This window comes from Planococcus sp. FY231025 (genome assembly GCF_052078085.1).
In the GTDB taxonomy this organism is placed as follows: domain Bacteria; phylum Bacillota; class Bacilli; order Bacillales_A; family Planococcaceae; genus Planococcus.
Genome location: NZ_JBQJJG010000005.1, coordinates 515,228 through 537,253, shown reverse-complemented (window position 1 = coordinate 537,253; position 22,026 = coordinate 515,228). Strand labels below are relative to the sequence as shown.

At 51.1% G+C, this 22,026-nt stretch carries 22 protein-coding genes; 8 read left to right on the top strand and 14 right to left on the bottom strand.

Going from position 1 to position 22,026, the window contains the following annotated elements; genetic code table 11:
• The first annotated feature begins 53 nt into the window (after positions 1-53).
• From ACTL32_RS09060 to ACTL32_RS09050, 3 genes are all read left to right on the top strand, one after another.
• Positions 54-2,057 carry an ABC1 kinase family protein gene (locus ACTL32_RS09060; RefSeq protein WP_441341134.1) on the top strand — a complete coding sequence of 668 codons (2,004 nt, stop codon included), beginning with the start codon at positions 54-56 and terminating at the stop codon, positions 2,055-2,057.
• Positions 2,058-2,176: 119 nt separating this feature from the next.
• A complete protein-coding gene (locus ACTL32_RS09055) occupies positions 2,177-3,115 on the top strand; it encodes a bifunctional helix-turn-helix transcriptional regulator/GNAT family N-acetyltransferase (RefSeq protein WP_441341133.1) in 939 nt (312 codons plus the stop codon).
• Positions 3,108-3,521: a GNAT family N-acetyltransferase gene (locus tag ACTL32_RS09050; RefSeq protein ID WP_441341132.1), complete on the top strand. Its 414-nt coding sequence runs from the start codon at positions 3,108-3,110 to the stop codon at positions 3,519-3,521. Before ACTL32_RS09055 ends, ACTL32_RS09050 begins: the two co-directional genes overlap by 8 nt.
• A 363-nt stretch (positions 3,522-3,884) precedes the next feature.
• Here ACTL32_RS09050 and ACTL32_RS09045 read toward each other — a convergent pair whose 3' ends face one another.
• Complete coding sequence (locus ACTL32_RS09045; protein WP_204890629.1) at positions 3,885-4,274, bottom strand: VOC family protein; 390 nt, start codon at positions 4,272-4,274, stop codon at positions 3,885-3,887.
• Positions 4,275-4,552: 278 nt separating this feature from the next.
• Between ACTL32_RS09045 and ACTL32_RS09040 the strand changes: the two genes are divergently transcribed.
• Positions 4,553-5,359, top strand: coding sequence for a helix-turn-helix domain-containing protein (locus ACTL32_RS09040; RefSeq protein WP_441341131.1), 807 nt, complete (start codon positions 4,553-4,555; stop codon positions 5,357-5,359).
• Between the two features lie 68 nt (positions 5,360-5,427).
• Here ACTL32_RS09040 and ACTL32_RS09035 read toward each other — a convergent pair whose 3' ends face one another.
• The gene (locus ACTL32_RS09035) at positions 5,428-5,994 is read right to left on the bottom strand and encodes a TetR/AcrR family transcriptional regulator (protein WP_441341130.1); all 567 of its coding nucleotides are present in this window, start codon (positions 5,992-5,994) and stop codon (positions 5,428-5,430) included.
• Positions 5,995-6,138: 144 nt separating this feature from the next.
• On the opposite strand from ACTL32_RS09035, the gene ACTL32_RS09030 reads away from it, so the two are divergent.
• Complete coding sequence (locus ACTL32_RS09030; RefSeq protein ID WP_441341129.1) at positions 6,139-6,897, top strand: SDR family oxidoreductase; 759 nt, start codon at positions 6,139-6,141, stop codon at positions 6,895-6,897.
• A 77-nt stretch (positions 6,898-6,974) separates the two neighbouring features.
• On the opposite strand, the gene ACTL32_RS09025 is transcribed toward ACTL32_RS09030, so the two are convergent.
• A complete protein-coding gene (locus tag ACTL32_RS09025; protein ID WP_441341128.1) occupies positions 6,975-7,280 on the bottom strand; it encodes a hypothetical protein in 306 nt (101 codons plus the stop codon).
• A gap of 21 nt (positions 7,281-7,301) precedes the next feature.
• On the bottom strand, positions 7,302-7,718 hold the full coding sequence (locus ACTL32_RS09020; protein WP_441341127.1) for a hypothetical protein: 417 nt from the start codon (positions 7,716-7,718) through the stop codon (positions 7,302-7,304).
• A 134-nt stretch (positions 7,719-7,852) separates the two neighbouring features.
• On the opposite strand from ACTL32_RS09020, the gene ACTL32_RS09015 reads away from it, so the two are divergent.
• Both ACTL32_RS09015 and ACTL32_RS09010 read left to right on the top strand, forming a co-directional pair.
• The gene (locus ACTL32_RS09015) at positions 7,853-8,740 is read left to right on the top strand and encodes a hypothetical protein (protein WP_441341126.1); all 888 of its coding nucleotides are present in this window, start codon (positions 7,853-7,855) and stop codon (positions 8,738-8,740) included.
• A gap of 192 nt (positions 8,741-8,932) precedes the next feature.
• Positions 8,933-9,481: an ArsR family transcriptional regulator gene (locus ACTL32_RS09010; RefSeq protein WP_441341125.1), complete on the top strand. Its 549-nt coding sequence runs from the start codon at positions 8,933-8,935 to the stop codon at positions 9,479-9,481.
• Between the two features lie 18 nt (positions 9,482-9,499).
• Here the strand turns inward: ACTL32_RS09010 and ACTL32_RS09005 are convergent, their stop codons facing one another.
• The 6 genes from ACTL32_RS09005 to ACTL32_RS08980 form a co-directional block, all read right to left on the bottom strand.
• Positions 9,500-10,714, bottom strand: a complete 1,215-nt coding sequence (locus tag ACTL32_RS09005) for an MFS transporter (RefSeq protein ID WP_441341124.1) — start codon at positions 10,712-10,714, stop codon at positions 9,500-9,502.
• A 195-nt stretch (positions 10,715-10,909) separates the two neighbouring features.
• Positions 10,910-11,347, bottom strand: coding sequence for a VOC family protein (locus ACTL32_RS09000; RefSeq protein ID WP_441341123.1), 438 nt, complete (start codon positions 11,345-11,347; stop codon positions 10,910-10,912).
• Between the two features lie 248 nt (positions 11,348-11,595).
• Positions 11,596-12,144, bottom strand: coding sequence for an NUDIX hydrolase (locus tag ACTL32_RS08995; RefSeq protein WP_441341122.1), 549 nt, complete (start codon positions 12,142-12,144; stop codon positions 11,596-11,598).
• 14 nt (positions 12,145-12,158) lie between these two features.
• Positions 12,159-12,620: an NUDIX hydrolase gene (locus tag ACTL32_RS08990; RefSeq protein WP_441341121.1), complete on the bottom strand. Its 462-nt coding sequence runs from the start codon at positions 12,618-12,620 to the stop codon at positions 12,159-12,161.
• Positions 12,621-12,629: 9 nt separating this feature from the next.
• Positions 12,630-12,758: a hypothetical protein gene (locus ACTL32_RS08985; protein WP_441341120.1), complete on the bottom strand. Its 129-nt coding sequence runs from the start codon at positions 12,756-12,758 to the stop codon at positions 12,630-12,632.
• 83 nt (positions 12,759-12,841) lie between these two features.
• A complete protein-coding gene (locus tag ACTL32_RS08980) occupies positions 12,842-13,252 on the bottom strand; it encodes a hypothetical protein (protein WP_441341119.1) in 411 nt (136 codons plus the stop codon).
• A gap of 200 nt (positions 13,253-13,452) precedes the next feature.
• Here ACTL32_RS08980 and ACTL32_RS08975 point away from each other — a divergent pair, with 200 nt between their 5' ends.
• Positions 13,453-14,145, top strand: a complete 693-nt coding sequence (locus tag ACTL32_RS08975; protein WP_441341118.1) for a Na-translocating system protein MpsC family protein — start codon at positions 13,453-13,455, stop codon at positions 14,143-14,145.
• Between the two features lie 124 nt (positions 14,146-14,269).
• On the opposite strand, the gene ACTL32_RS08970 is transcribed toward ACTL32_RS08975, so the two are convergent.
• From ACTL32_RS08970 to parE, 4 genes are all read right to left on the bottom strand, one after another.
• The gene (locus ACTL32_RS08970; RefSeq protein WP_441341117.1) at positions 14,270-15,253 is read right to left on the bottom strand and encodes an S-layer homology domain-containing protein; all 984 of its coding nucleotides are present in this window, start codon (positions 15,251-15,253) and stop codon (positions 14,270-14,272) included.
• A gap of 346 nt (positions 15,254-15,599) precedes the next feature.
• Complete coding sequence (locus tag ACTL32_RS08965; RefSeq protein WP_441341116.1) at positions 15,600-17,195, bottom strand: long-chain-fatty-acid--CoA ligase; 1,596 nt, start codon at positions 17,193-17,195, stop codon at positions 15,600-15,602.
• A gap of 320 nt (positions 17,196-17,515) precedes the next feature.
• The gene (parC, locus tag ACTL32_RS08960) at positions 17,516-19,957 is read right to left on the bottom strand and encodes a DNA topoisomerase IV subunit A (protein WP_441341115.1); all 2,442 of its coding nucleotides are present in this window, start codon (positions 19,955-19,957) and stop codon (positions 17,516-17,518) included.
• Positions 19,954-21,924 carry a DNA topoisomerase IV subunit B gene (parE, locus tag ACTL32_RS08955; RefSeq protein WP_204890614.1) on the bottom strand — a complete coding sequence of 657 codons (1,971 nt, stop codon included), beginning with the start codon at positions 21,922-21,924 and terminating at the stop codon, positions 19,954-19,956. The genes parC and parE overlap by 4 nt, the downstream gene beginning before the upstream one ends.
• Positions 21,925-22,026: the final 102 nt, after the last annotated feature.

Here is a 22,026-nt window from a genome sequence, read left to right as displayed (position 1 = left end):
AAGTAGAAAGATTATTCAAACTTTATTTATTTTGGCTAAAAGGAAGTGGGCGGATGATTTACCTACGCATTTTCGTGGAGATGTTCGTCATAGCAATTTTCATCTTTTATGTCAGCGGCCGGTTAATCGGCAACCGGATCCATGTCATGAAACGGCTGTTCTCGGTCATTTTCGGGGTCGGCTTGACGACGCTCGTCTACTGGTACTCATATCTGCGGTTCACCGATTATTTCAACGAAGGGTTCCTGTCGGCCGTGACAGATGCGAGCACAGTCATCTGGATCGGCAGCATGCTGATGATTTCCATGCTGTTCTTTTTGTTCCTGGAACTGTTCGATACCCAGACTTTTACCACACGGCGGCAAAAAAGCGCGCACAAATCCATTTTCCTCCGGCTCCGGCATAATTTCCGCCGGCAAAAACGCCTCAGCCACGTGCTCGAAATCGCCATGAAAAACGGCATCTCGACGACGATCCATTATGCCCGCCACCGGGAAAACGAGCGCGACCTCGCCATCGCGTTGCGCCGGACACTTGAACAAAGCGGCGGGATTTTCATCAAGTTCGGCCAGGCGCTCTCCACGCGCGCCGATCTTCTGCATCCTGCATTCATCGAAGAACTTGGGAAGCTGCAGCAGAATGTCGAACCGCTCTCTCTTGAAAAAGTGCAGTTCGTGCTGAGCAAATCGCTGCCGGGCTCATTTGAAGAAGCCTTTTCTTCGTTCAACATCGAGCCGCTCGCTGCCGGGTCCATCGGTCAGGTGCACCGGGCTGTCCTTCGCAAAAACGGCGCTGAAGTCGTCGTGAAATTGCTCCGGCCGGATATCACCACGATCATGCGCGACGACCTGGACATCCTCGTCCAATTTGCCGAGTGGGTCACGGAAAAATCGACATGGGCAGCAAGCATCGGCTTCCGCCAGCTGGCCATCGGCTTTGCGAACGGCTTGCGGGAAGAAATCGATTTTGAAATCGAGATCCGCAATACGATCCAAATCGCGAACATCCTGGAAAAAAGCCCGTACGAGGTGAAAGTGCCGCGCGTTTACCGGGAATACAGCAACAAGAACCTGATTGTCCTGGAGTTTTTCCGGGGGAAGAGTGTTTCCAAAGGGCCGGAGATTTTCGAGCAGTTCGGCGTAGATCCGAAAGAGTTCGCGAAAACGGTGCTGTTTTCACTGCTGGAGCAAATGCTCTTCAGCGGCATCTTCCATGCCGATCCGCATCCGGGCAATGTCTTTATCGACGGGCAGGACGGGGTGCCGGTGCTGCTTGATTTCGGGGCAGTCGGCCGATTGGCACAACCCCAACAGGAAGCGCTCGCGCAATTTGTCATCGGGGTCCAGCAAAACGATCCGGAGATGATTTATGACGCCATCACGAGCTTGATCGAAGACACGAAAGACATCGACCGGCCGAAAATGCAGCAGGCCATCGGGCAGATCCTCCTGAAGGTCTCGTATGTCGACCGCATCCCGACGGACGAACTGATCCATGCGTTGTTTGATGTCGTGCGCGATTTCGGGCTGTCGTTCTATCCGTCGGTCGGGACCGCGCTCCGGTCGCTGATTACGCTTGACGGCACGCTGCGGACGATCGACCCGACATTCGATATGTTCACAGATGCCAAACAATTTGCGAAAAAGTTCAAACGGGATTCACTGACGCGCCCGTTCCGCGAACCGCGCGCCGCCAAAGAACGCCTCGAAGAGGAAGTAGCGCTGCTCCTGCCGGAACTGAAGAAAATTCCGAGGCGCGTCGAACATCTTGTGCGGCGGATCGAAGGCGGGCGGGTGGTGCTGCACCACGACATTTTCTCAGACAAAGCGAATGCCCGCTACGTCACTTTGCTGTTTTCACGATTCATTTTGCTGATGACTGGCATCACGTTCGGCATCATTTCGTCCGCGTTGCTGGCCATCGCCCAATTCATCGATACAGTGTACGCCGTCTACTTGAATATTGCGGCCTATACCGGGCTGTTTCTATGCGTTATCCTGCTGGTGCGTCTGGCCATCCAGGCCGTACGGGACATCAAGGACGGCGACTTGTCCTGAGCCCGATTAAAACCACTTCAGACAGGTGGTTTTATTTTTTATATTTAGTTGATTTTGTCAACTAAATGAGGTAAGGTCGAATTATAGAAAAGTTCTGATAATTAAAGGGGTGTACATACATGCAGGAACAGTGCCAAATCGAACAGATCCGCAAATTTAACCGGTTCTATGCCAATTTGCTCGGCAAGATCGACCAGGAAATCTACAGCCCGGCATTTCCATTGACCGAAGCGCGCGTGCTGTCGGAAATTGAGACGCAAAGAGGCGCAACAGCCACTGAAATACGGGAAAAGCTCGGCATTGACCGGGGCCATATGAGCCGGATCCTCCAGAAGTTTGAAGAAGACCACTTGATTGTGAGACAGCAGTCGGCCAAAGACAAACGCCAATACGGGCTCCTATTGACGCCAGACGGCCAAACCGTCCACAACGAATTGGTCCAAAAAGCAACGAAAGGCGTCAGCAAACTGGTCGAATCACTGGAACCACCTAAACTAAACGAGTTGACCGCTGCAATGGCAACAATCCAGCAATTGTTGTCAAACACCAAGCAGAATTCCGCACACGTAACCATCCGCCCTTATGGACCCGGCGATCTCGGTTTCATCGCGCATCTGCACGGAACGCTGTACGCCGAAACCTACCAGTTTAGCGAACTCTTCGAATATTATGTGCTGAAAGGCTTGACAGAATTCATGGCCGAGCACGAAGGCGGCGAATTGTGGATTGCGGAAGTGGACGGCGAGATCGCCGGATCGATTGCCATCACCAAATCAGCCGACGATACGGCTCAATTGCGCTGGTTTATCCTCGCTGAACGGTTCCAGGGGCTCGGCATCGGCAAACGGCTGATGGATACCGCGATGGCGTTCTGCAAGGAACAGCAGTACCGGCATGTGTTCCTTTGGACCGTCAACATTCTGGAAACAGCGCGTTATTTGTACAGCACCTACGGATTCCGCGTTACAGAGCAAAAACCGAACAGCGACTGGACGCCGTCTGAAGTGCTCGAGGAGCGCTGGGACGCCAAATTGGCTGTGGAGCATGCAAATGCCTGAAAGAGCAGCTATACGTTATACAGACAAGCATCCGGAGGACTTTGAAGGGCTATTGGCATTGTATGAGGCGCTGGGCTGGAATTCACTCGAGCTGACAGCAAAACAGCTGGAAGCGATGTGCCGGCAAAGCTGGCACGTGGTATATGCGTACCAGAAAAATCGATTGGTTGGAACAGGCCGGATTGTATCAGACGGCGTCGTCACAGGCGTCATCTGCGGACTCGGCGTTGACCCGGACTATCAGAACTTGCGCCTCGGCACCGGATTGATGGAACGGCTGCTTGCAAAATGCGACGCACACCGGGTCATTGCTCAGCTGATGTGTACGGAAAGCCTGGAAGCGTATTACGAGCCATTCGGATTCCGGAAGTTCGCCATCGGCATGTCCAGGCGACGCAAGGGTTAAGCCTGAAGACAGAAGAAGAGGCCCAAAGGAAAAGGCCTCTTCTATTCAAAATATATTTTAGTTAACATAATATAAATTATCGGAAGTTGTGTTTCATTTAACAAGTATACTTAAGACAGTGAGACGAAACAGCTTTTTTCGGCTATTTTTGCGGTTTTTCGGACTTTTTGCTATTCAGCGGTTTTGCTGCGTTTTACAGCGTTTTAACCAGTCTTTAGTTAATAATGATTTCATCCCGCTGGAATTATTCGCTGAGCCGGCAAACTTTTTTGTCTCACTGAAATGTTCTTAGTGTTCATTGACGATGAATCCTGCAGCTGACGTTTGTTGTGTCTCATACAATGATTCAACTTGCGGTGAATCTCACATCACCAGCAAATTCCAGCGATGTCCATCCAAATCACAAAATCCGGCTCCGTACATGCCATTTCTTTCACCAGGCTCTGCATACACGATTCCGCCTGCGTTTGCCGCTTTATGAATTAATTCCTGGACTTCGTCGCGGTCTTCTACAGAAATCGAAATCAGCATCTCCGTGCCCGCTTGCGTATCAGCGATTTTGGCATTGATGAATCCTTCGAATGTCTCCACCGGAAAAAGCATAATCATCGAATTGTGGCCGCCAATGACGACGCCAGCCACGGTATCGCTGTCCGCAAACCGTTCGTTGAGCCTGAACCCCAATGCTTTGAAAAATTCCTTTGATTTCGAAATATCTTTGACCGGCAGATTGATCCAGCATTCTTTAGCCATAATCTACATCCTTTCGGTTTGTGAGAGTGTTGTCCTCATTTTACGTCATTATAAAGCTTATTGGAAAAAGACACCACAAGTGTTTTCTTCTCCTCCGCTCCCTCTCCAAGAAAACGTATTGGGCAATAATTTCTTAATTTCGCCACTCCTATTCCATCGACACTTATTAATTCTTGCTCAAGAATCAAATATATTGTGGCATAATACGGATTTTTCCCAGAAAAACTATGGATTCTTGCTATAATAAGGATTATCCGAACCGGAAATGAGACGACGCCATGGACATCTATCCCCTTTTTTATTCTGCCAGAACCCTACATATCCTACACGGGAAAACCTACCGAAAACCGCTCCACCAGCACGCTGAAACGGCGGAATTGCTGCTGATCACCGAAGGGCGCGGCCGGTTCACCATCAACAATAAAACCTATACGGCTGGCGCAGGGTCGATTGTTCTTCTTAATGCCGGCGACTGGCACGAAGAAGCCGCCGCTCCCCCATTTTCCGCTCTGTCGCTGTGCTGCAGCGGCGCACTTATAGACGCTTTGCCGATTGGACACGTCCGGCCTGCCGCACTCGCACCGGTGCATAAGCTGCGGGAATTCCCGAAACTCCTGTCCATCCTTGACGACATCCTAGCTGAAAACAGCAGCAGCCACCCGAATAAAGAAGCAACGGTCCGGCTCTATTTGTCGCTGTTCCTGGAAGTGCTCGGCCGCAATTTGCGTCCAAGTCTCCAATCCGCTCCGGATGCGGCACAGCACATGCGGATGGCACGGCATTTTATTGAAGAAAACTGTCACCGGGAACTGACGCTTGAAGAGCTGTCGGCGGAAATTGGCTTGAGCAAATACTACCTGGCGCGCCAGTTCAAAGAACATATTGGCCATAGCCCGATTCAGTACGTTATCCAGTGCCGCCTCCATATCGCCAAGCGGCTGCTCGAAACCACGGCATTGCCGGTAGCTGAGATTGCCCAACGTACGGGGTATAAAAGCGGCACGCATTTTCAGCAGGCGTTTAAGAAGTCCGAAGGCACAACGCCCGGCGCTTACCGCCGTATTTGCACCGCTCCCGCTCCTTGACAGAAAACTCTCTTATGACACGCTCATAAGAGAGTTTTCTTATGCTGAATCAACGGATTACAGCCGCATCATTTGCTCAGCCGGATCTTCAGAATTTTGACCAGCTGTTCGTTCATGTCGGCGGCGCTTTTTTGGAACGCTTCCCGGTGCCATTGGATCACCATGCCGAGGATCGCATTTGACTGGTATGCACTCAGCATGTCGATGTCCGCTCCACCGTCCGTACCCTGTGAAATGAAATCCCGTCTCATGAGCCCGTTAATCTCGTCGAATAATAGGTAATAATACGCGAGCGGCACATTTTTCGAAAACACGATCAAGTAGAACTTCTTGTATTTCTCGATGTGATGGAAAATGCGGATCGTCGCCGGATTGAGCCGGTTGGCTTCAAGGCGGCTCGCGTGCCGGTACGGCTCCTGATAGGATTCCTCCAGGTCTTTCATGATTTCCTTGAAATATTCTTCGAACAGGTCCTCGACTTTCCCGTAATGCTGGTAGAACGTGCCCCGGTTGATCTTCGCCGTCTGGCAGAGCTCGGTGATGGAAATGGCGTCAAGCGGCCGCTCCTTCAGCAAGAAGATCAAGCTTTCATGCAGGGCTTCTTTGGTTTTCAGGATGCGCAGGTCGGTTTTCATCTTTTGCCTCCTCTTATTGAACAAATACTCAGAAAATGTCGGGTAATGAACAAAACGGATTTTTTTGTCGGTTGTAAGCGCTCGCCGAACCAGATTATAATTTTATTATACAGTTGTTCAATAACTTGCAGGAGGTTTTCATTGATGAAATTCGAAGGAAAAGTAGCGATCGTGACAGGGGCAGCATCAGGCATGGGCAAGGCCATTGCGGAAAGCTATGCACAAGAAGGCGCGAAAGTTGTCGTGTCGGATATGAACCTAGAAGGCGCCAAAGCAGTTGCTGACGGCATCAAAACAAATGGCGGCGAAGCAATTGCTGTGCAGACGAATGTCACGTCTACCGAGGATTTGGAGCGTTTATTCGAAGAAACCAAACAGGCATACGGCAAGCTTGATGTCTTGATCAACAACGCAGGCATTATGGACGGCATGGAGCCGGTCGGCGAAATTTCCGATGAGCGCTGGGACAAGGTGTTTGCGGTGAATACGACGGCTGTCATGCGGACGATGCGCATCGCGACCGCCCTTTTCCTTGAACAGGGCCATGGCGTCATCATCAATAACATCTCAGCAGGCGGGCTTTACGGTGCCCGTTCCGGTGCGGCCTATACGGCTTCGAAGCACGCGGTGGTAGGATTAACGAAAAACACGGCGTTTATGTATGCCGATAAGAATATCCGCTGCAACGGCATTGCCCCTGGCGCTGTGATGACGAACATCGGCAACACGATGAGCAATATCAGCGAAGCGGGCATGAACCGCCAGCAGCTCGGCATGGCGATCAACCCACGCGTCGGACAGCCGGAAGAAATTGCGAAATTGGCGATTTTCCTCGGTTCAAACGACGCCAGCTTCGTCAACGGCCAAGTCGTGACAGCAGACGGCGGCTGGACCGCGTATTAATAATTTCAGCAAGACTGGACATTTGAGAACCAGCCGTTTTTCTACGGCTGGTTTTTTTGCTTTTTCCAAGCGAATGCCTACACATCCCCATAATAGGAGGCAAAGTGCAACCATCCCCGTTTCACTACGAGAAACTGCCGCAAGTCGCTCTCCGTTGCCCGCTCAAAAGGCGGTCTTTCCATGATCAGTACTTTTCCGCGCCCGCCTGCAAACTCCCGACTGTCCTTTTCATGATGAAAAGGCCCTTCACTGATTTCCGAAGTGAAGGCTGATACCGGATACCCCATCGTCAAGACATTGGTCCGCAGCGCGTGTTCAGGGGTTGCGTGTAAGAATACAAATAGAGCCATGAACGCAACAATGCCGCATATGATTTTCTTCATGCCTTCCCTCCTTCCCTTTTCTTAACGCGGTTCAAGCAATCGGAGCATCCGCTCCCATTCTTCTTCCGCTATGGCATAACGGACGTCTCCCTGTTCGGTCTCGGTCTTTTGCGCCGGATCCTGGAAACTCGCGCTGTCTGTCCCTTTCCATACCGGGTACTCGATTGTTTCGCCATTCTCTTGGTGGAAGGTGAACGTCAGGTTGTTGCCGATGCCCTTCACCGCACCTTCTGTACGCTCCGCCCTTTCGAATGCCCTGACGATGAGCGCGACGTCTTCTTCCCGCTCCACGGTGAGCGTCTCACCCGTTTCGGAAAAGGCGGTGCCGCGGATGGTCACGGTTTCCGTGGAATGCCCTTGACCGCCTCTGAGGAAACCCGCTCCGATCACCAGCAGCAGGAATACCGCGGTGGCGAATAAAGGATATTTGTTTTTCATACACCTGCCTCCTTCTCCCGGCAACTAAATTAAAGCTCCGGGTTCGTTTGTAATATGGTTTAGATTTGGATATCATTTACTTAATACCGGGATGAAAAGTCCATCCACACTACGCATTTAGGAGCAGATGACCTGTGAAACTAACCATTGCGCCAACCAAACAGCAACTGAGAACGTGGATGGAAATGTTCGTGCCCCACCATGAATTGTTTTTTGTGGAAGAAAACGAATTGGCTTCCTTCAAAATCGAGCTGACAGCTGTGCTTGTCGTGCCGATCAAAGAGTTTATGGCCCACGGCGAATACAAGCGCCTGCAGCTCGCCAACAGCTACCTGTACTGGAATATTGCGAGCGGACTGAGCCATGTCATTGTCGCACCGCCGGAATGGATCGAGCGCTTGGACGCGGCTAAAAAACAGCGACTCTTTGAACGGCAAGTACGCGCAGACAGAGGACTGGTCTTCCCGTTGGAAATGTTGCCGGACGCCCCGGCGGACTATACCGTAGAAGTAGACGGCTTCTCTTACGCTGTTGTGCAGCATGCAATGTGGCAGCGCTTAAGCACCGGAGCAAAAGAACGCTTTTTGAAGGAATACCTGTTGCTGTGGGATCGTCCGGAAAGTTACGCCCTGCCACAAAACGCACCCAAGCACCTAAAAGCGTTCGCCAATCGCTACAGCAGCAGCCATGGCGGCAATTGCCTGTCTGCTGCGTTGTTCGCCGCCTCCAGGCAAGACTGGATTGCCGGCGAATGGGTGCACCCCGAAACGTTCTGGAACAGCGTGCAGCGGCTGGGATTTGTCCAAAGCAACAAAGCGCCGGACCGCGGGGATATTGCCGTCTGGTGCAATAAAAAAGGTGTGGTGCAACATGCCTCCTACTGCCTCGGAGGCGGCCTGTACTTCAACAAGAACGGGCAAACGTTCTTCAATCCGTGGAAAATCGTCGATGAGCAGGAATTGAACGGTGTCTGGGGGCATCTCAGCAAAACGGTCTACACCTTGCCGAAGGCCTTTATGTAGGCACCCATCAACCCGTAAAACCAAGCATAGAGCTTTTGTGCCCGTGGCCAGATCCACTTTCCGCTGCGATACTTCCTGCTTATCCCTAATATTACCATTCACCTATCCAAGAGCTTCTTGAAAAAATAAATCTTTGGTAAAAAAATTCCCATGCGTTAAAATAAAATCAAACGGGATAAGCGAGGCGATACAATGGCAACCAACCTGGATATGATGAAGATGGTCTTTGACCCGAAGATGGAAGCAATCCTGCAGGCGGTGAAAAAGACGCCGAAAACCGTCAAAGACGTTGCGGCGGAATTGGACGACAAGCCGTCGCGGCTGTACTATCCGGTCCAGAAACTGCTGTCAACCGGTCTTTTAGTGGTGCAGGAAGAAAAGCAAGTCGGCAATCTGATTGAGAAATACTATTCCTCCCATCATCTTTTCGGAGCGAACGATGTGATGCAGTTTGAAGGAGAACTTGCCGGAAAGAACATTGATTTTTTATTGCCACTGATTCTGATGTCGGTTAACAAAGGGGTTAATCTTTTAAAAGAGGATCTGGAGAACCATCAGAACCAGGACCATTCCCGTGCAATGTATACGGAGACGAGCGCGTTTCTGACGCCGGATGAGTGGGTGCGGGCCAATGAGGCGATCCGCCAGATCATCAGCGAACGGAGCGGGAACGAAGAGGATTCCAAAGAATACACCTTCTCCTTGCTGACATACGAGAAAAATCCAACAGGTGCCGAGTGATTGCTCGGCACCTGTTTTCTATTCCCCTTGCAGTCCGGATGTTTCCACTGCCGGCAGCGAACGGATGGTTTTATTGAACAGAAAGTAACCGGCAATTACGGCAAGGCCGAAGCTGCCCGCGAGCATAATGCCCCCTGCGCCGACTGTCTGCGCGAATGCACCGCCGAGGACCGCGCCGAGCGGCATTGCAGTAACGAGGATGCTGTCAATGATCGATGAAACCCGCGCCAACATGTCCTCGTCAATGGAGGTCTGCAAAAACGTAATCAGCAAAATGCTCATCATGCCAAACGGAATGAACGCCAGCCCGAGCAATATCACCGACTGCCATACGCTACCGGCAACGACCGACCAGGCCCACATGACGAACGACAAAAGCGGCAACACAATCATCAAGCGGCCAAGAGGGTATTTCAGGACTTTGACAACCAGCATCGACCCCAGCAAGTTCCCCGCGGTGATGCCGAGTATCAGGTAGCCGTACAATTCACTTCCGCCCCGCTCCGCCGCATAAACAGGCAAAATCGCATTGGTCATTCCGAACGAGAAATTGGCAATGAGAAAAGGCAGGCAGATCAATGCGATTTTGGTGGTGAAAAAGTACTTGAATCCCTCTTTCAGGCTTGCGGCATATGCTCCACGTGAACTTGTCGGGCGAAAGTTCGCTTCAAATCCGCCTCCCCGCAGCAGGCTGAAGAAAAGCGCTGCTCCGAGATACGTCAACGCATTGTAGAGAAAAATCGGGCCGACACCGACCAGAAGGATCGCCCCGGCGAACCCTGCTTTCATGAGAAGATCGATGATTTGCTGGGAGCTGCCGGCAAAGGAGTTGAAATGCCCTCGCTGGCCAACCTGCACGAGTTTGGGAACAACCGCGATTTCGGCCGTTCCTTGGAAATTCTCCAGGAACGAAACCAGGAACAGGACTGTCAGCACGAGCGTAAGCGAATCCACACGGAAATAGATGCTCACCGGAATGGCTGCCATCAGGAGAAACTGGCCATACTGCGCATAAACCAGCACCTGCAGTTTGTTCAGGCTGTCAATCACCGGCCCTAAAAGGAAATTGAGGCATTTCGGGATCATGACGATTGCAGCAGCGAGCCCGGTATAGAACGCATCCTGGCTCAGTTCAAAGATATACCAGATGACAGCCACCTGGTACAGGCTATCGCCGGAAGTCGAAACCAACCTTCCGAACAACAAATTGCGGATATTCCTATTCTTTAGCATCGGTTCAATCCTAAATTTCGTTTAACGTTAAAATTAATTTTAACGTTAAATATTATTAAGTAAATAGTAAACACGAAACTTTAAATGGCTTTAATAAATTACCGAAGACCCCTAAAAAGCCCGGCAGCGGTACACTACATCCGCTGCCGGGCTTTTAGTTTATAATTAAACCGCTTAAATCTTTCGTGTCGCTTTCTAGGTAAGTTTCTCCGCCAGCTCAAGGATGATTCCTTCCGGTCCTCTGCAATAGACCAGCTTGTATTGCCCTTTATAGTTTTGGATTTCGCTAAGCACCTCCGTTCCGTTCTTTTTCAATCTCGCCACCACTGCCTCGATGTCATCCACCGTAAAAGCAATGTGCCCGATGCCTAGCGTATTGGCAAACGGTTCCGAAATGCCCCTTTCATCTTTCGGTGTTTCGTAATGGACCAGCTCGATCCATACTTCACCGTCTCTTGTTCCCAGTGCGGCACATGCCACTTTGGCGTCCGGGAGCGCTACGATATTTTCCAACAGCTCCCCGTCCATCTCCCATTCCCCGATCACATTCAGCCCGAATTCAAGAAAGAACGCTTTTGCCACTTGCAGATCCGCTACGTTGATGCTCACGTGGTCAATTCGTTGAATTTCCATTTTTTTCACCCCTCTCACTTTTCAGCTTCTGTCCGCATTCAAGCATTTGCCTTTTATAATTCGGGGTGGACGCTTGATTTCCTTCCTTTCCCAAGCAGCAAAAACAAAAGAATTCTATCCGTCGTTTGGCTTTTTAAGCCTGACTAAAAACTCCTATTTAAAAAGAAAAAACGAACCGCCTTTTTCAGGAGCGGTTCGTTCTAATAGAGGGTAAATAAGTGGCCATTATTACGCTAAGGCGCCAGAATCTAATTTTCCTGGAGATAGTCTTTCGCCATATAATAAGCAGCGGCTGTGAACAGCTGCGTCTTTACTGTTCCGCTTTGCAGCTGGCTGCCGAAGCCGGCGAATCCGAATAGGGCAATTTCAAGCTCCTCGGTTGCATCCAATGCGGGATCTTGTGCCTTGAATGCATCCACCAGCAAATAGGTCTTGATTTTATTGGTCTGGACTGCCGGATTGACCATAAAGTCGCCAAGCAGGACCGGAGGCGCAAGCGACGTGTAGCCGGTCTCTTCCAGCACTTCCCGGAGTATGCCTTCTTCACCGGTTTCCCCTGCTTCAAGCTTCCCAGCGGGGACCTCGAAGTAGAACTCCCCGCCGCCGTGGCGGTATTGTTCGACCAAAATGAGTTCTTTGTCTTTGGTCAGCACAACCGCATTGACCCAATCTTCAAACTCGTTGATGTAGAAGGGGGAGATCAGCTGGCCGTCCGGCAGCTCGCACGCTTCTTTGCGCATATTGCCAAACGGCGTCTTATACAGGTATTCACTCTGGCGCGTCTTCCATTTCTCCATTCTTTGCCTCCTTTTCACTTGATGACTGGCCGCGCCGCCCCGTTCGCCCAATCATGGATAAAGCGAGCCTGGTGCGCATTGAGCGCCGGCAGGGCGTGCTTCGGGAAAAAGCGGTGGGCATGGCTTTCTTCGGCGTCTTGAAGCAGACTGCCGGAGAACTGGGCGGTGTGGAAAACGAGCTGGACGCTGAAGACCCGGTCGCCGTTTTGGTATTCGGCAAAGCCTTCAGCACCGGAATAAAGTCCGAAAAGCGTCAAGTCTCCGACCGTCAGGCCCGTCTCTTCGAAGGTTTCCCGCTTTGCGGTCTCGAGGAAGGTCTCACCGGGTTCCATGGCGCCTCCCGGAATCCCCCAGACGTCCCGGTCTTTCCGGTGCTGGAGCAGGATGTGCCCGTCGCGTTCTATTATGATGCCGCAGCCGACCGTCATCAGCAATTCATTGCCGATCAACCGGCGCATTGTTTGTATGTAATCCATTTCTGCCTCCTATTTGCCGCTGCGCTTGCTGAATTTGTATACTGCGAATACCAGGATCAACGGTACGCTGACCATCAGGCCGAAAACCGCGACTGCCGCAATGACTTCGCCGATTTGAATAGTTGAAGCTACCTGCATCGTATATCCTCCTTTGAACGTTCATTCGTGAGTCACCTTATCTCTGATTCTACACGAAAGGAGCGGCCTTTTGGCCTTTTGCTTCAGTTTTGCGCGCGAAAGAGAGTCTGCAGGGTTTCAGCAGACGCGGCATTCAGCACTCCGTATCCTTCTTCTTCATTATTGCTTTCAATCTCTGCCGTGCCGTCCTCAGCAAAAGCGATCCGGTGCTCGAAAAGCCGCTCCGGCATGTTTTTCTCGAGTTCATTAAACAAAACCGCGGTGTAGTCCGCATCTAAGACATCTTTTGCGTTGCCTGTCTCCCAGTCGATGTCCGCCAGTACGTCCCGGTAGATGGCCAGTGTTTCCTCATCCGCAATGACCCGCTCCTCAGGTTCGCCTTCCGTAAAGACATCCACCCGATTCAGATGGTCCTCTTTGTCAGCGAAGATAGACCCAGTTGCTAGAAGTCCTATTCCAATCAACCCGGCCGCTGCATAACGCCATTTTTTCATTCACTTTCCTCATTTCCTGGTTTCTCTTTTCATAGTATTCGACGCCATCCATCTTTTTCCTTTTCCATTCAACTTTTTACCGGACCGCCTTGGGTAGCCAACGGCCGGACAGAAGTCTATACTGAGGGAAACTAAGGATTGCACAATGCCGATTCCCACTGACATCGGAACATGGTCGCAAAAAGAAACGGGGAATAAGCATGACAATGGAAAGAACCACGGAAACAGAAATCAGCGGCTATATCTCAAACGTCTTGCGGAGCCATTTCGGAAAAGGGCCGTCTTCCGTCTACGTGACCTTGAAAGCTCCGTTCATCACAATCCATTGCCGCGGCTTGAACTCCCCAATGGAACAGCTGCTCCTGCGGCAAGGGGAATGGGAGCGGGTCCTAAAGACACGGGACCTGATTCTGGATGACATGAAGAAAGAAATCATGGAGCAACTGCGCCGCATGGCGGGCTTAGACATCTTGGATTTCTTTGCGGACTGGAACTTGGAGCATGAGTCCGGCATGTTTGTCGGTGTGCTGGATGAAGAAACGGAAGGAGCGGATTTCGAATGGCCAGCCGGGATAAACCGCGAAGAAGTGGAAAACAAAGTGGTGCAGGCAAGTGAAAACGCAGAAAAAAAGCCTGGAAAAGTCAGCAGCTTCTGGCTCAGCGACCGCACCTTGCTCATAGAGCGGCGCAAAATCCTGGTGGGCATCGAAAAAGCGTTGATCGAAAACGGCCATATGGAAACCCTTAGGTTGACCAAGCGCCCGCTCGAACGGTCCCTGCTGTATAAAGCTGGCCTGGCAGATGTGCTGGCGCGCGAGGTACAGGAAATCTTTGTCGATTGGGACTTTGACAAAGACATCAGCTATATCGTTGTTGTCATGGCGCCAGCCTGACCATCCTCATAATTCCAAAGCTGCAGCCGGAAATCCGGTCGGAAACACAAAAAAAGAGAGCCGTTTGGCTCTCTTTTTCGTTTGGAAGATCCAGCCGTCGGAAGATCCACAAACGGCCTGGTAATTATTGAACAGTTACAGGTGTTTCGGTTGGCGCAACCGGCTCTTCGGTTGCCGGTTCTTCAACGACCGGCGGTTCAACCGGAAGATAATTGAATGGGATGATCATTTCTTTTTCCCAATCGTCAACGATGATGTGGCCGGATTTGCCGGTCAGATCCATGCTGCCGATATTGAATGTCACGGTCGTGCGGTCTGCTGAAAACGAAGCAGTCGTCGGCACAAATTCAGTTTCATCGCCGTTGTCAAAACGGATCGAGTAGTAGAACGAATCTGCAATGTCCTGCGCTTTGAATTCAGACGGTACAGCTTCGGTCAACGTCACTTTGAACGATTTGCTGTTCACCATTTCGGCCTTCAGGACTTCCGGGTAATAGAATGATTCAAACATGAACATGAACGTATTGTAGAGGAGGTTCGCAAATTCTCCGCGAGTGATGTTGCTATAAGTTCCGTACGAAGTAGCGGTTTTCCCCGTCGTGATTTCCGTGCCGTAAAGGGCACCGATATACGGAGCAAAGACGCCGCCTACGTCGGTGAATGGCGTTTCTTCTTCAAATTCCTGCAATTCGAACGCTGTGACCAAAAACTTCGCCATCGCGCCGCGTGTCAGGATGTCGTTCGGTTTGAATTGTGTAGCCGTCACACCGGAAACGATTCCGAGTTCCGCCAGGCCGTTGACTGCGCCTTTGACACGGGTGTTCAAATCGGTAAAGCCGGCATCCGGTGCTGTTTCAGTATCGGCACCGATGGCATTTGCCAAAATGACTGCTGCATCTCCGCGCGTCAATTGCTGCGAAGTGCCGAACTGTGTAGCCGTTTTACCTTTGATGATTTCGTATTCATACAGGAAGCTCACTGCTTCTGTATAGCGCTCACCGACATCGGTGAAAGGATGGCTTGCTTCTTCTGCATGTACGGGTGTTGCTACAGCCGCTACTGCGACGATGGCAGTGCTTGCTGCCAAGAAAAGTTTGTGGTTGTTCAATTCGGTAATCCCCTATTCTCTATGTTTTCTCGCTACGCTGGTCCGGTCTGTACAGTTGCCTATCCTATCCGTTGTTCACAATGAGCGGTACAGAAATATTATAACTGGTAAAATTAGAAAAACAATACTTTTTTGAGGATAGTTTTAAAAGTTTTAACTTTTATTTTCTACCCTTCAGAAAATTTGCCGGTGCATCCCGTTAAACAGGTCGCCAGGAAGGTCTGTCTCTTATAGGGAATCATCTATTGAGCTTCTTCAAACAAGGAGGCAGATCCACCTATTGGACAAATATTTATTATCTCGAAAACTAAAAAAAGACCAGAATCCATCGATTCCGGTCTTTTTGTCAATTCACCTTTTTTGGGCTGTTCCAGTACATTTCGCGCAAGCGGAATTTCTGCAGTTTGCCGGTGGCCGTCTTCGGCAGCGCATCGACAAAATCGATCGACTTCGGTGCTTTGAAATGCGCCATGTTGTCGCGGGTATACGCGATGATGTCCGCTTCCGTGCACGCAGCGCCCGGCTGCAGCACAATGATCGCTTTCGGCACTTCGCCCCATTTCTCGTCTGGAACGGCGATGACGGCCACTTCCATGACGTCCGGATGCTTATAGAGCACACCTTCAATTTCGGTCGAGGAGATGTTTTCACCGCCGGAGATGATCATGTCTTTAATGCGGTCCTGGATCTCAATATAGCCGTCGGGATAGGTGACCGCGAGATCCCCTGTGTAGAACCAGCCGTCCTTGATCGCTTCAGCCGTCTTTGCGGGATCCTTATAGTAGCCGCTCATAACGACGTTGCCGCGCGTGATGATTTCACCCAGTTCTTTGCCGTTCCACGCGACTTCCCTGCCGTCCTCCTGGTTGACGACTTTTGTTTCCCCGTTGAACGCGAGCTCAATCCCTTGTCGCGCTTTGATGGAGGCCTGTTCATCTGCTGCGAGACCATCAAACTCTTGATGCCATTCGCAATACAGGATGAACGGCGACGTTTCGGTCAGTCCGTATACGTGCATCATATTCAAACCGAGGACCGATTGCGCTTTTGCAATCAGCGCAGCTGCCGGCGGAGCGCCTGCTGTCGCCATCCGCAGCTTGGTTTTCAAGTTGATTTCTTTCGCTTTCGGTTCGTTGACGAGCATATTGACGACGGTCGGCGCGCCGCATAACAGCGTCACCTGGTGCTGTTCAAACAGTTCAAGAATGCGCGGCGGATCGACTTTGCGCAGGCAAATATGCGTCCCGCCTGCCGCTGTCAGCGCCCAGACCCCGCCCCAGCCATTGGCATGGAACATCGGCAGCGTGTGCAGATAGACGTCATCATGCGAAACATTCAAATGGTACAGGAAGTTGGCGGCGTTCAAGTAATTGCTGCGGTGCGTCAGCATGACGCCTTTCGGGTTCGAGGTGGTGCCGCTTGTATAGTTCAGCGTCAGCATCTGGTTCTCATCAATATCGACTTGTGGAAGCGCACCGTCCTCCGGCATTTCGCTGATGAATTCTTCATAGGATACGCCGTTGATCTTCGACTCGCATCCGGGCACGTCGACAACGATGTATTTTTGGAGCGGCAACGTATCCTGGATGTCCTCGATCAATTTGCCGAACTCAGCGTCTACAATGAGCATTTTCGCGTCGCTGTGGCGGATGATGTATTCGAGGTCCTTGGCAGTCAGCCGGTAATTAAGCGGCACCATTACGGCACCCAATTGGCAGATGCCATAGAAGCACTCGAGCATATAGTGGGTATTCGGCAGCATGACCGCGACATGGTCGCCTTTTAGGACACCGGCATTGTGCAGCGCGTATGCCAGCTGATCTGTCCGCTTGCCGAACTCTTTGTATGTAAACGTTTTTTCCTCATCAACCACCGCCACTTTCTCAGGGTAATACTTGATGGCGCGGCGCTTCCAATCCAATGGTGTAAGTGGTGCAAACATGAACATTTCCCCTTTCGCTTAGCTTATATGAAACTGTTATATATCAAGTATAGGAAGCTTCTCAGGCAGTGTCAACGAAGCTATCAGAATAGAACGACATTTGAAGAATTTCATATATAGTTTACATAATTTATTTATTTACTACATAACCATACGCTTATATATAACATTTTTCGTTACATAAATTAGTTTACATAAATAATTTATTTATAATATAAGCGATAGGTTATATGTTAAAAATCTTGTCCTTAACCCACTTTGCTGGTTAAATGCAAAAAAAGCTGACCCTTAGCGGATCAGCTTTTCTTCTTGTATTCGGTTCAACTTTGCTCTTTTGGAGCAGGCAGTTCTTTTTTGTAGACGGCGGTAACTTTGCCGTCAGCCGCTTCATCCGCGATAAACGAACCGTTGGAATAGCGGTCAACCGTTTTCAGTTTAGTGGCCGGGATTGAAAGTTCGACGCCTTTGGCCGTTTCGATCAGCACTTCCTCTGCCCCTTCAACTGGTACGACTGCCACAACGCGGTGAGGGTTGGATTTCAGTTCACGCAGCATGACGACGCCTCGCTTCGCGCGGCTCCCTGTTTCAAATTCCTGGAGCTTCATCTTCTTCGCTGCCCCGCGGTGTGTAACCAAGAGAAGATCCTGGCTCCGTTCCGGGTGGACCATGATGGCAGAGACGACCGAATCGCCGTCTTTCAAATTCACGCCTTTGACGCCAGCTGTCCGAAGACCGGTCAATGGCACTTCATCCATCGGGAACCGCACGCCATAGGCTTGATTGGTCGCGATGAACAATTCCGTTTCTTTGGTGACCAATCCGGCAAAGACCATCGTATCGCCTTTTTTCAGGTTCATCGTCTTGATGGCACGCGAGTAGCGCTGGACATGGTAGTCCTTGAGAGCCGACCGTTTGACCATGCCGTTTTTCGAGACGGTGAGGATGCTCGCGTCGGCATCGAAATTCTCGAATGGATACACCGCAAGAATCGATTCATTCGGCTCCAACTGGACGATGCTCGACAAATGCTGGCCGAGGTCTTTCCACTTGATGTCCGGCAATTCGTTGATCGGCTGATAGACGAAATTGCCGTTTGACGTGAAGATGAGTACGGTATGCTGCGTGTTCAAAACGCGTTCGAACAGCAGATGATCCGAATCCTTCATCGCGAAGTCCTTGCCGTTCGAAGCGGCGTGGGAACGCGTGCTTGTCCGTTTCACATAGCCTTCCTTCGTGACGGTCACCACCACGTCTTCACTCGGAATCATCAATTCGCGGGTGATGGTGATTTCCTGGATCTTTTCTTCAATGACGGAACGGCGCGGTTCGGCAAATTGCTTGCGGATGCCGGCGAGTTCCTTCTTGATGACGTTCTTCAATTTCGTCGCACTTGTCAAAATACCCGTCAACTCGGCGATCAGCTTTCTCAAGCTTTCGGCTTCATTGCGGAGATCTGTAATATCGGTGTTCGTCAAGCGGTAAAGCTGCAAGCTGACAATCGCTTCCGCTTGGGCTTCCGAAAACGCAAACGAATCGATCAAATTGTTCTTCGCATCGCGCTTGTCTTTCGACGCACGGATGGTCTTGATGACTTCGTCCAGAATCGACAGCGCCTTCATCAAACCTTCCACAATATGCATGCGGTCATTGGCTTTTTGCAGGTCGTATTCTGCCCGTTTTGTGACGATCTCCTTTTGGTGCGTGATATAGGCATCCAGCAAGGTATGGAGCGTCATCATCATCGGCCGGCGCTTGTGGATTGCGACCATATTGAAGTTGTAGCTGACCTGCAGATCGGTATTTTTGAATAAATAATTCAAAATGCCGTTCGCATCCACTTCTTTTTTCAATTCGATGACGATCCGCAGTCCGGTCCGGTCGGTTTCATCGCGGACTTCCGAAATGCCTTCGAGCTTCCGGTCAAACCGCTGATCATCGATTTTCTTGATCATGTTCGCTTTGTTGACTTCAAACGGGATTTCCGTGATGACGATCTGTTCTTTTCCGCCTTTGAGCGGTTCGATTTCCGCTTTGGCGCGGACGATGATCTTCCCTTTGCCTGTCTCATAAGCTTTCTTGATGCCGTCGACGCCCTGGATGATGCCGCCTGTCGGGAAATCCGGCCCTTTGATGACCGTCATCAATTCCTCGACGGTTGCATTCGGGTTGTCCATGCGCATCAATACTGCATCGAGCACTTCGCTTAACGCATGCGGCGGGATGTCTGTTGCGTAACCGGCAGAAATACCGGTCGAGCCGTTGACCAAAAGGTTCGGAAAACGGGCCGGCAAAACAGTCGGCTCCATATCCGAATCGTCAAAGTTCGGGATGAACTCGACGGTGCGCTTGTCGATGTCGCGCAGCAATTCGCCGGCAATCGATGACAAACGCGCTTCTGTATAACGCATCGCAGCCGGGGAATCCCCGTCCATCGATCCGTTGTTCCCGTGCATTTCAACGAGCATATGGCGCACTTTCCAGTCCTGGCTAAGCCGCACCATCGCCTCGTACACGGACGTATCGCCGTGCGGGTGGTAGTTGCCGATAACGTTCCCGACCGTCTTGGCCGATTTCCGGAACGCTTTGTCATTGGTATTTCCTTCTTTGAACATCGCATATAAAATCCGGCGCTGAACAGGCTTCAACCCGTCCCGTGCATCCGGAAGTGCACGGTCCTGGATGATGTATTTACTGTAACGCCCAAACCGATCGCCGATGACTTCTTCTAATGGCAGATCTTGAAAACGTTCGGTCTGTGTCATACAACTTCCTCCTCAGCATGAATCAAATCATTTTCTAGAATGTTTCCGTCTTCCTCCATACCGAAGTCGACGTTGTTCTCAATCCATAGGCGGCGCGGTTCAACCTTGTCGCCCATGAGCGTGGTGATCCGGCGTTCGGCACGCGCCCCGTCCTCGATCGTGACGCGGATCAGCGTGCGGCTTTCCGGATTCATCGTCGTTTCCCACAATTGGTCGGCGTTCATCTCGCCAAGACCTTTATAGCGCTGCAGCATATAGCCCTTGCCCACTTTTTTCGTTGCCGCTTCAAGGTCGGATTCGGTCCAAGCGTAATCGATGACTTCTTTCTTGCCGACGCCTTTTGACACTTTGTAGAGCGGCGGCAGGGCGATGAACACTTTGCCCGCTTCGATCAGCGGCTTCATGTAGCGGTAGAAGAACGTGAGAAGCAACACTTGGATATGCGCTCCGTCCGTATCGGCATCGGTCATGATGATGACTTTGTTGTAGGCGATGTCCTCGACAGAAAAGTCCGACGCCACGCCGCCGCCGATTGCATGGATGATCGTGGAAATCTCTTCGTTTTTCATGATGTCTTCAAGCTTCGCTTTTTCAGTATTGACGACTTTCCCGCGGAGCGGCAGGATCGCCTGGAACGTCCGGTCGCGGCCTTGCTTCGCTGAACCGCCGGCCGAGTCGCCCTCAACGAGATACAATTCGTTTTTCGAGGCGTTGCGCGATTGCGCCGGCGTCAATTTGCCGGACAATAATGCATCGGATTTCTTGCGCTTTTTGCCGTTGCGTGCATCTTCCCGCGCTTTGCGGGCAGCTAGGCGCGCTTGTGATGCCCGGATGGCCTTGCGGACAAGCGAGGCACTCAATTCTGCATTTTCTTCCAAATAATACATCAGCTGCTGCGAAACGACCGCATCGACGATGCTCCGCGCTTCACTTGTGCCGAGCTTGCTTTTCGTCTGCCCTTCGAATTGCAGGAGCGCTTCCGGAATGCGCACGGAAACAATCGCCGCAAGCCCTTCGCGGATATCCGAGCCTTCGAGGTTTTTATCTTTATCTTTCAGTAAATTGATTTTCCGTGCATAGTCATTGAACACCCGCGTCATCGCCGCTTTCGCGCCGGTCTCGTGCGTTCCGCCGTCCCGTGTCCGGACGTTGTTGACAAACGACAGGATGGTTTCGGAATAGCCGTCGTTGAATTGGAATGAAAATTCCACTTCAAGTTCGTCCTGCTGCCCTTCCATGTAGGCGACAGGGTGCAGCACGTCTTTCTCTTCGTTCAAATAAGCGACGAACGCTTCAATGCCCGTTTCAAAAAAGAACGAATCATGTGTATCCGTCCGTTTGTCGGTCAGTTCGATTTTGAGGCCTTTCAGCAGGAACGCCGATTCGCGCAGCCGTTCGCTCAGGGTCTCGTAATTGTACTTGGTCGAAGAGAAAATCGTCTCATCCGGCAGGAAATGGATCTCCGTACCGGTTTCTTTCGTTTTGCCGATTTCTTCAAGTGTCGTGACGGGTTTCCCGCCATTTTCAAACCGCTGGCGGTATTTTTTGCCGTCGCGGTGGATCGTCACTTCCAGGAATTTCGACAATGCGTTGACGACCGAAGCCCCGACGCCGTGCAGGCCGCCGCTTGTCTTATAGCCGCCCTGGCCGAACTTGCCGCCTGCGTGGAGCACGGTCAAGATGACTTCCGGCGTCGGTTTGCCGCTGCGGTGCATGCCGGTCGGCATTCCGCGCCCGTAGTCGCGGACGCTCAAGCTATTGTCTTCGTGGATCGTGACATTGATGCGGTCGCCGAATCCTGCAAGCGCTTCATCGACCGAGTTGTCGACGATTTCATAAACCAAATGGTGAAGACCTCTGGCATCAGTCGAACCGATATACATACCCGGGCGTTTTCTAACGGCGTCTAGGCCTTCGAGTACTTGGATTGCTTCTTCGTTGTATGCCGTATTTTTAGATTTGGCCATTGATTTTCCCTCCAACAAAACATCTGTTCGTATTTCTCTTATCTATTAATCGTATCGGTAACGCGCCAATCTGTCAATAATCATAGAAAAAGAGCGCTAGGC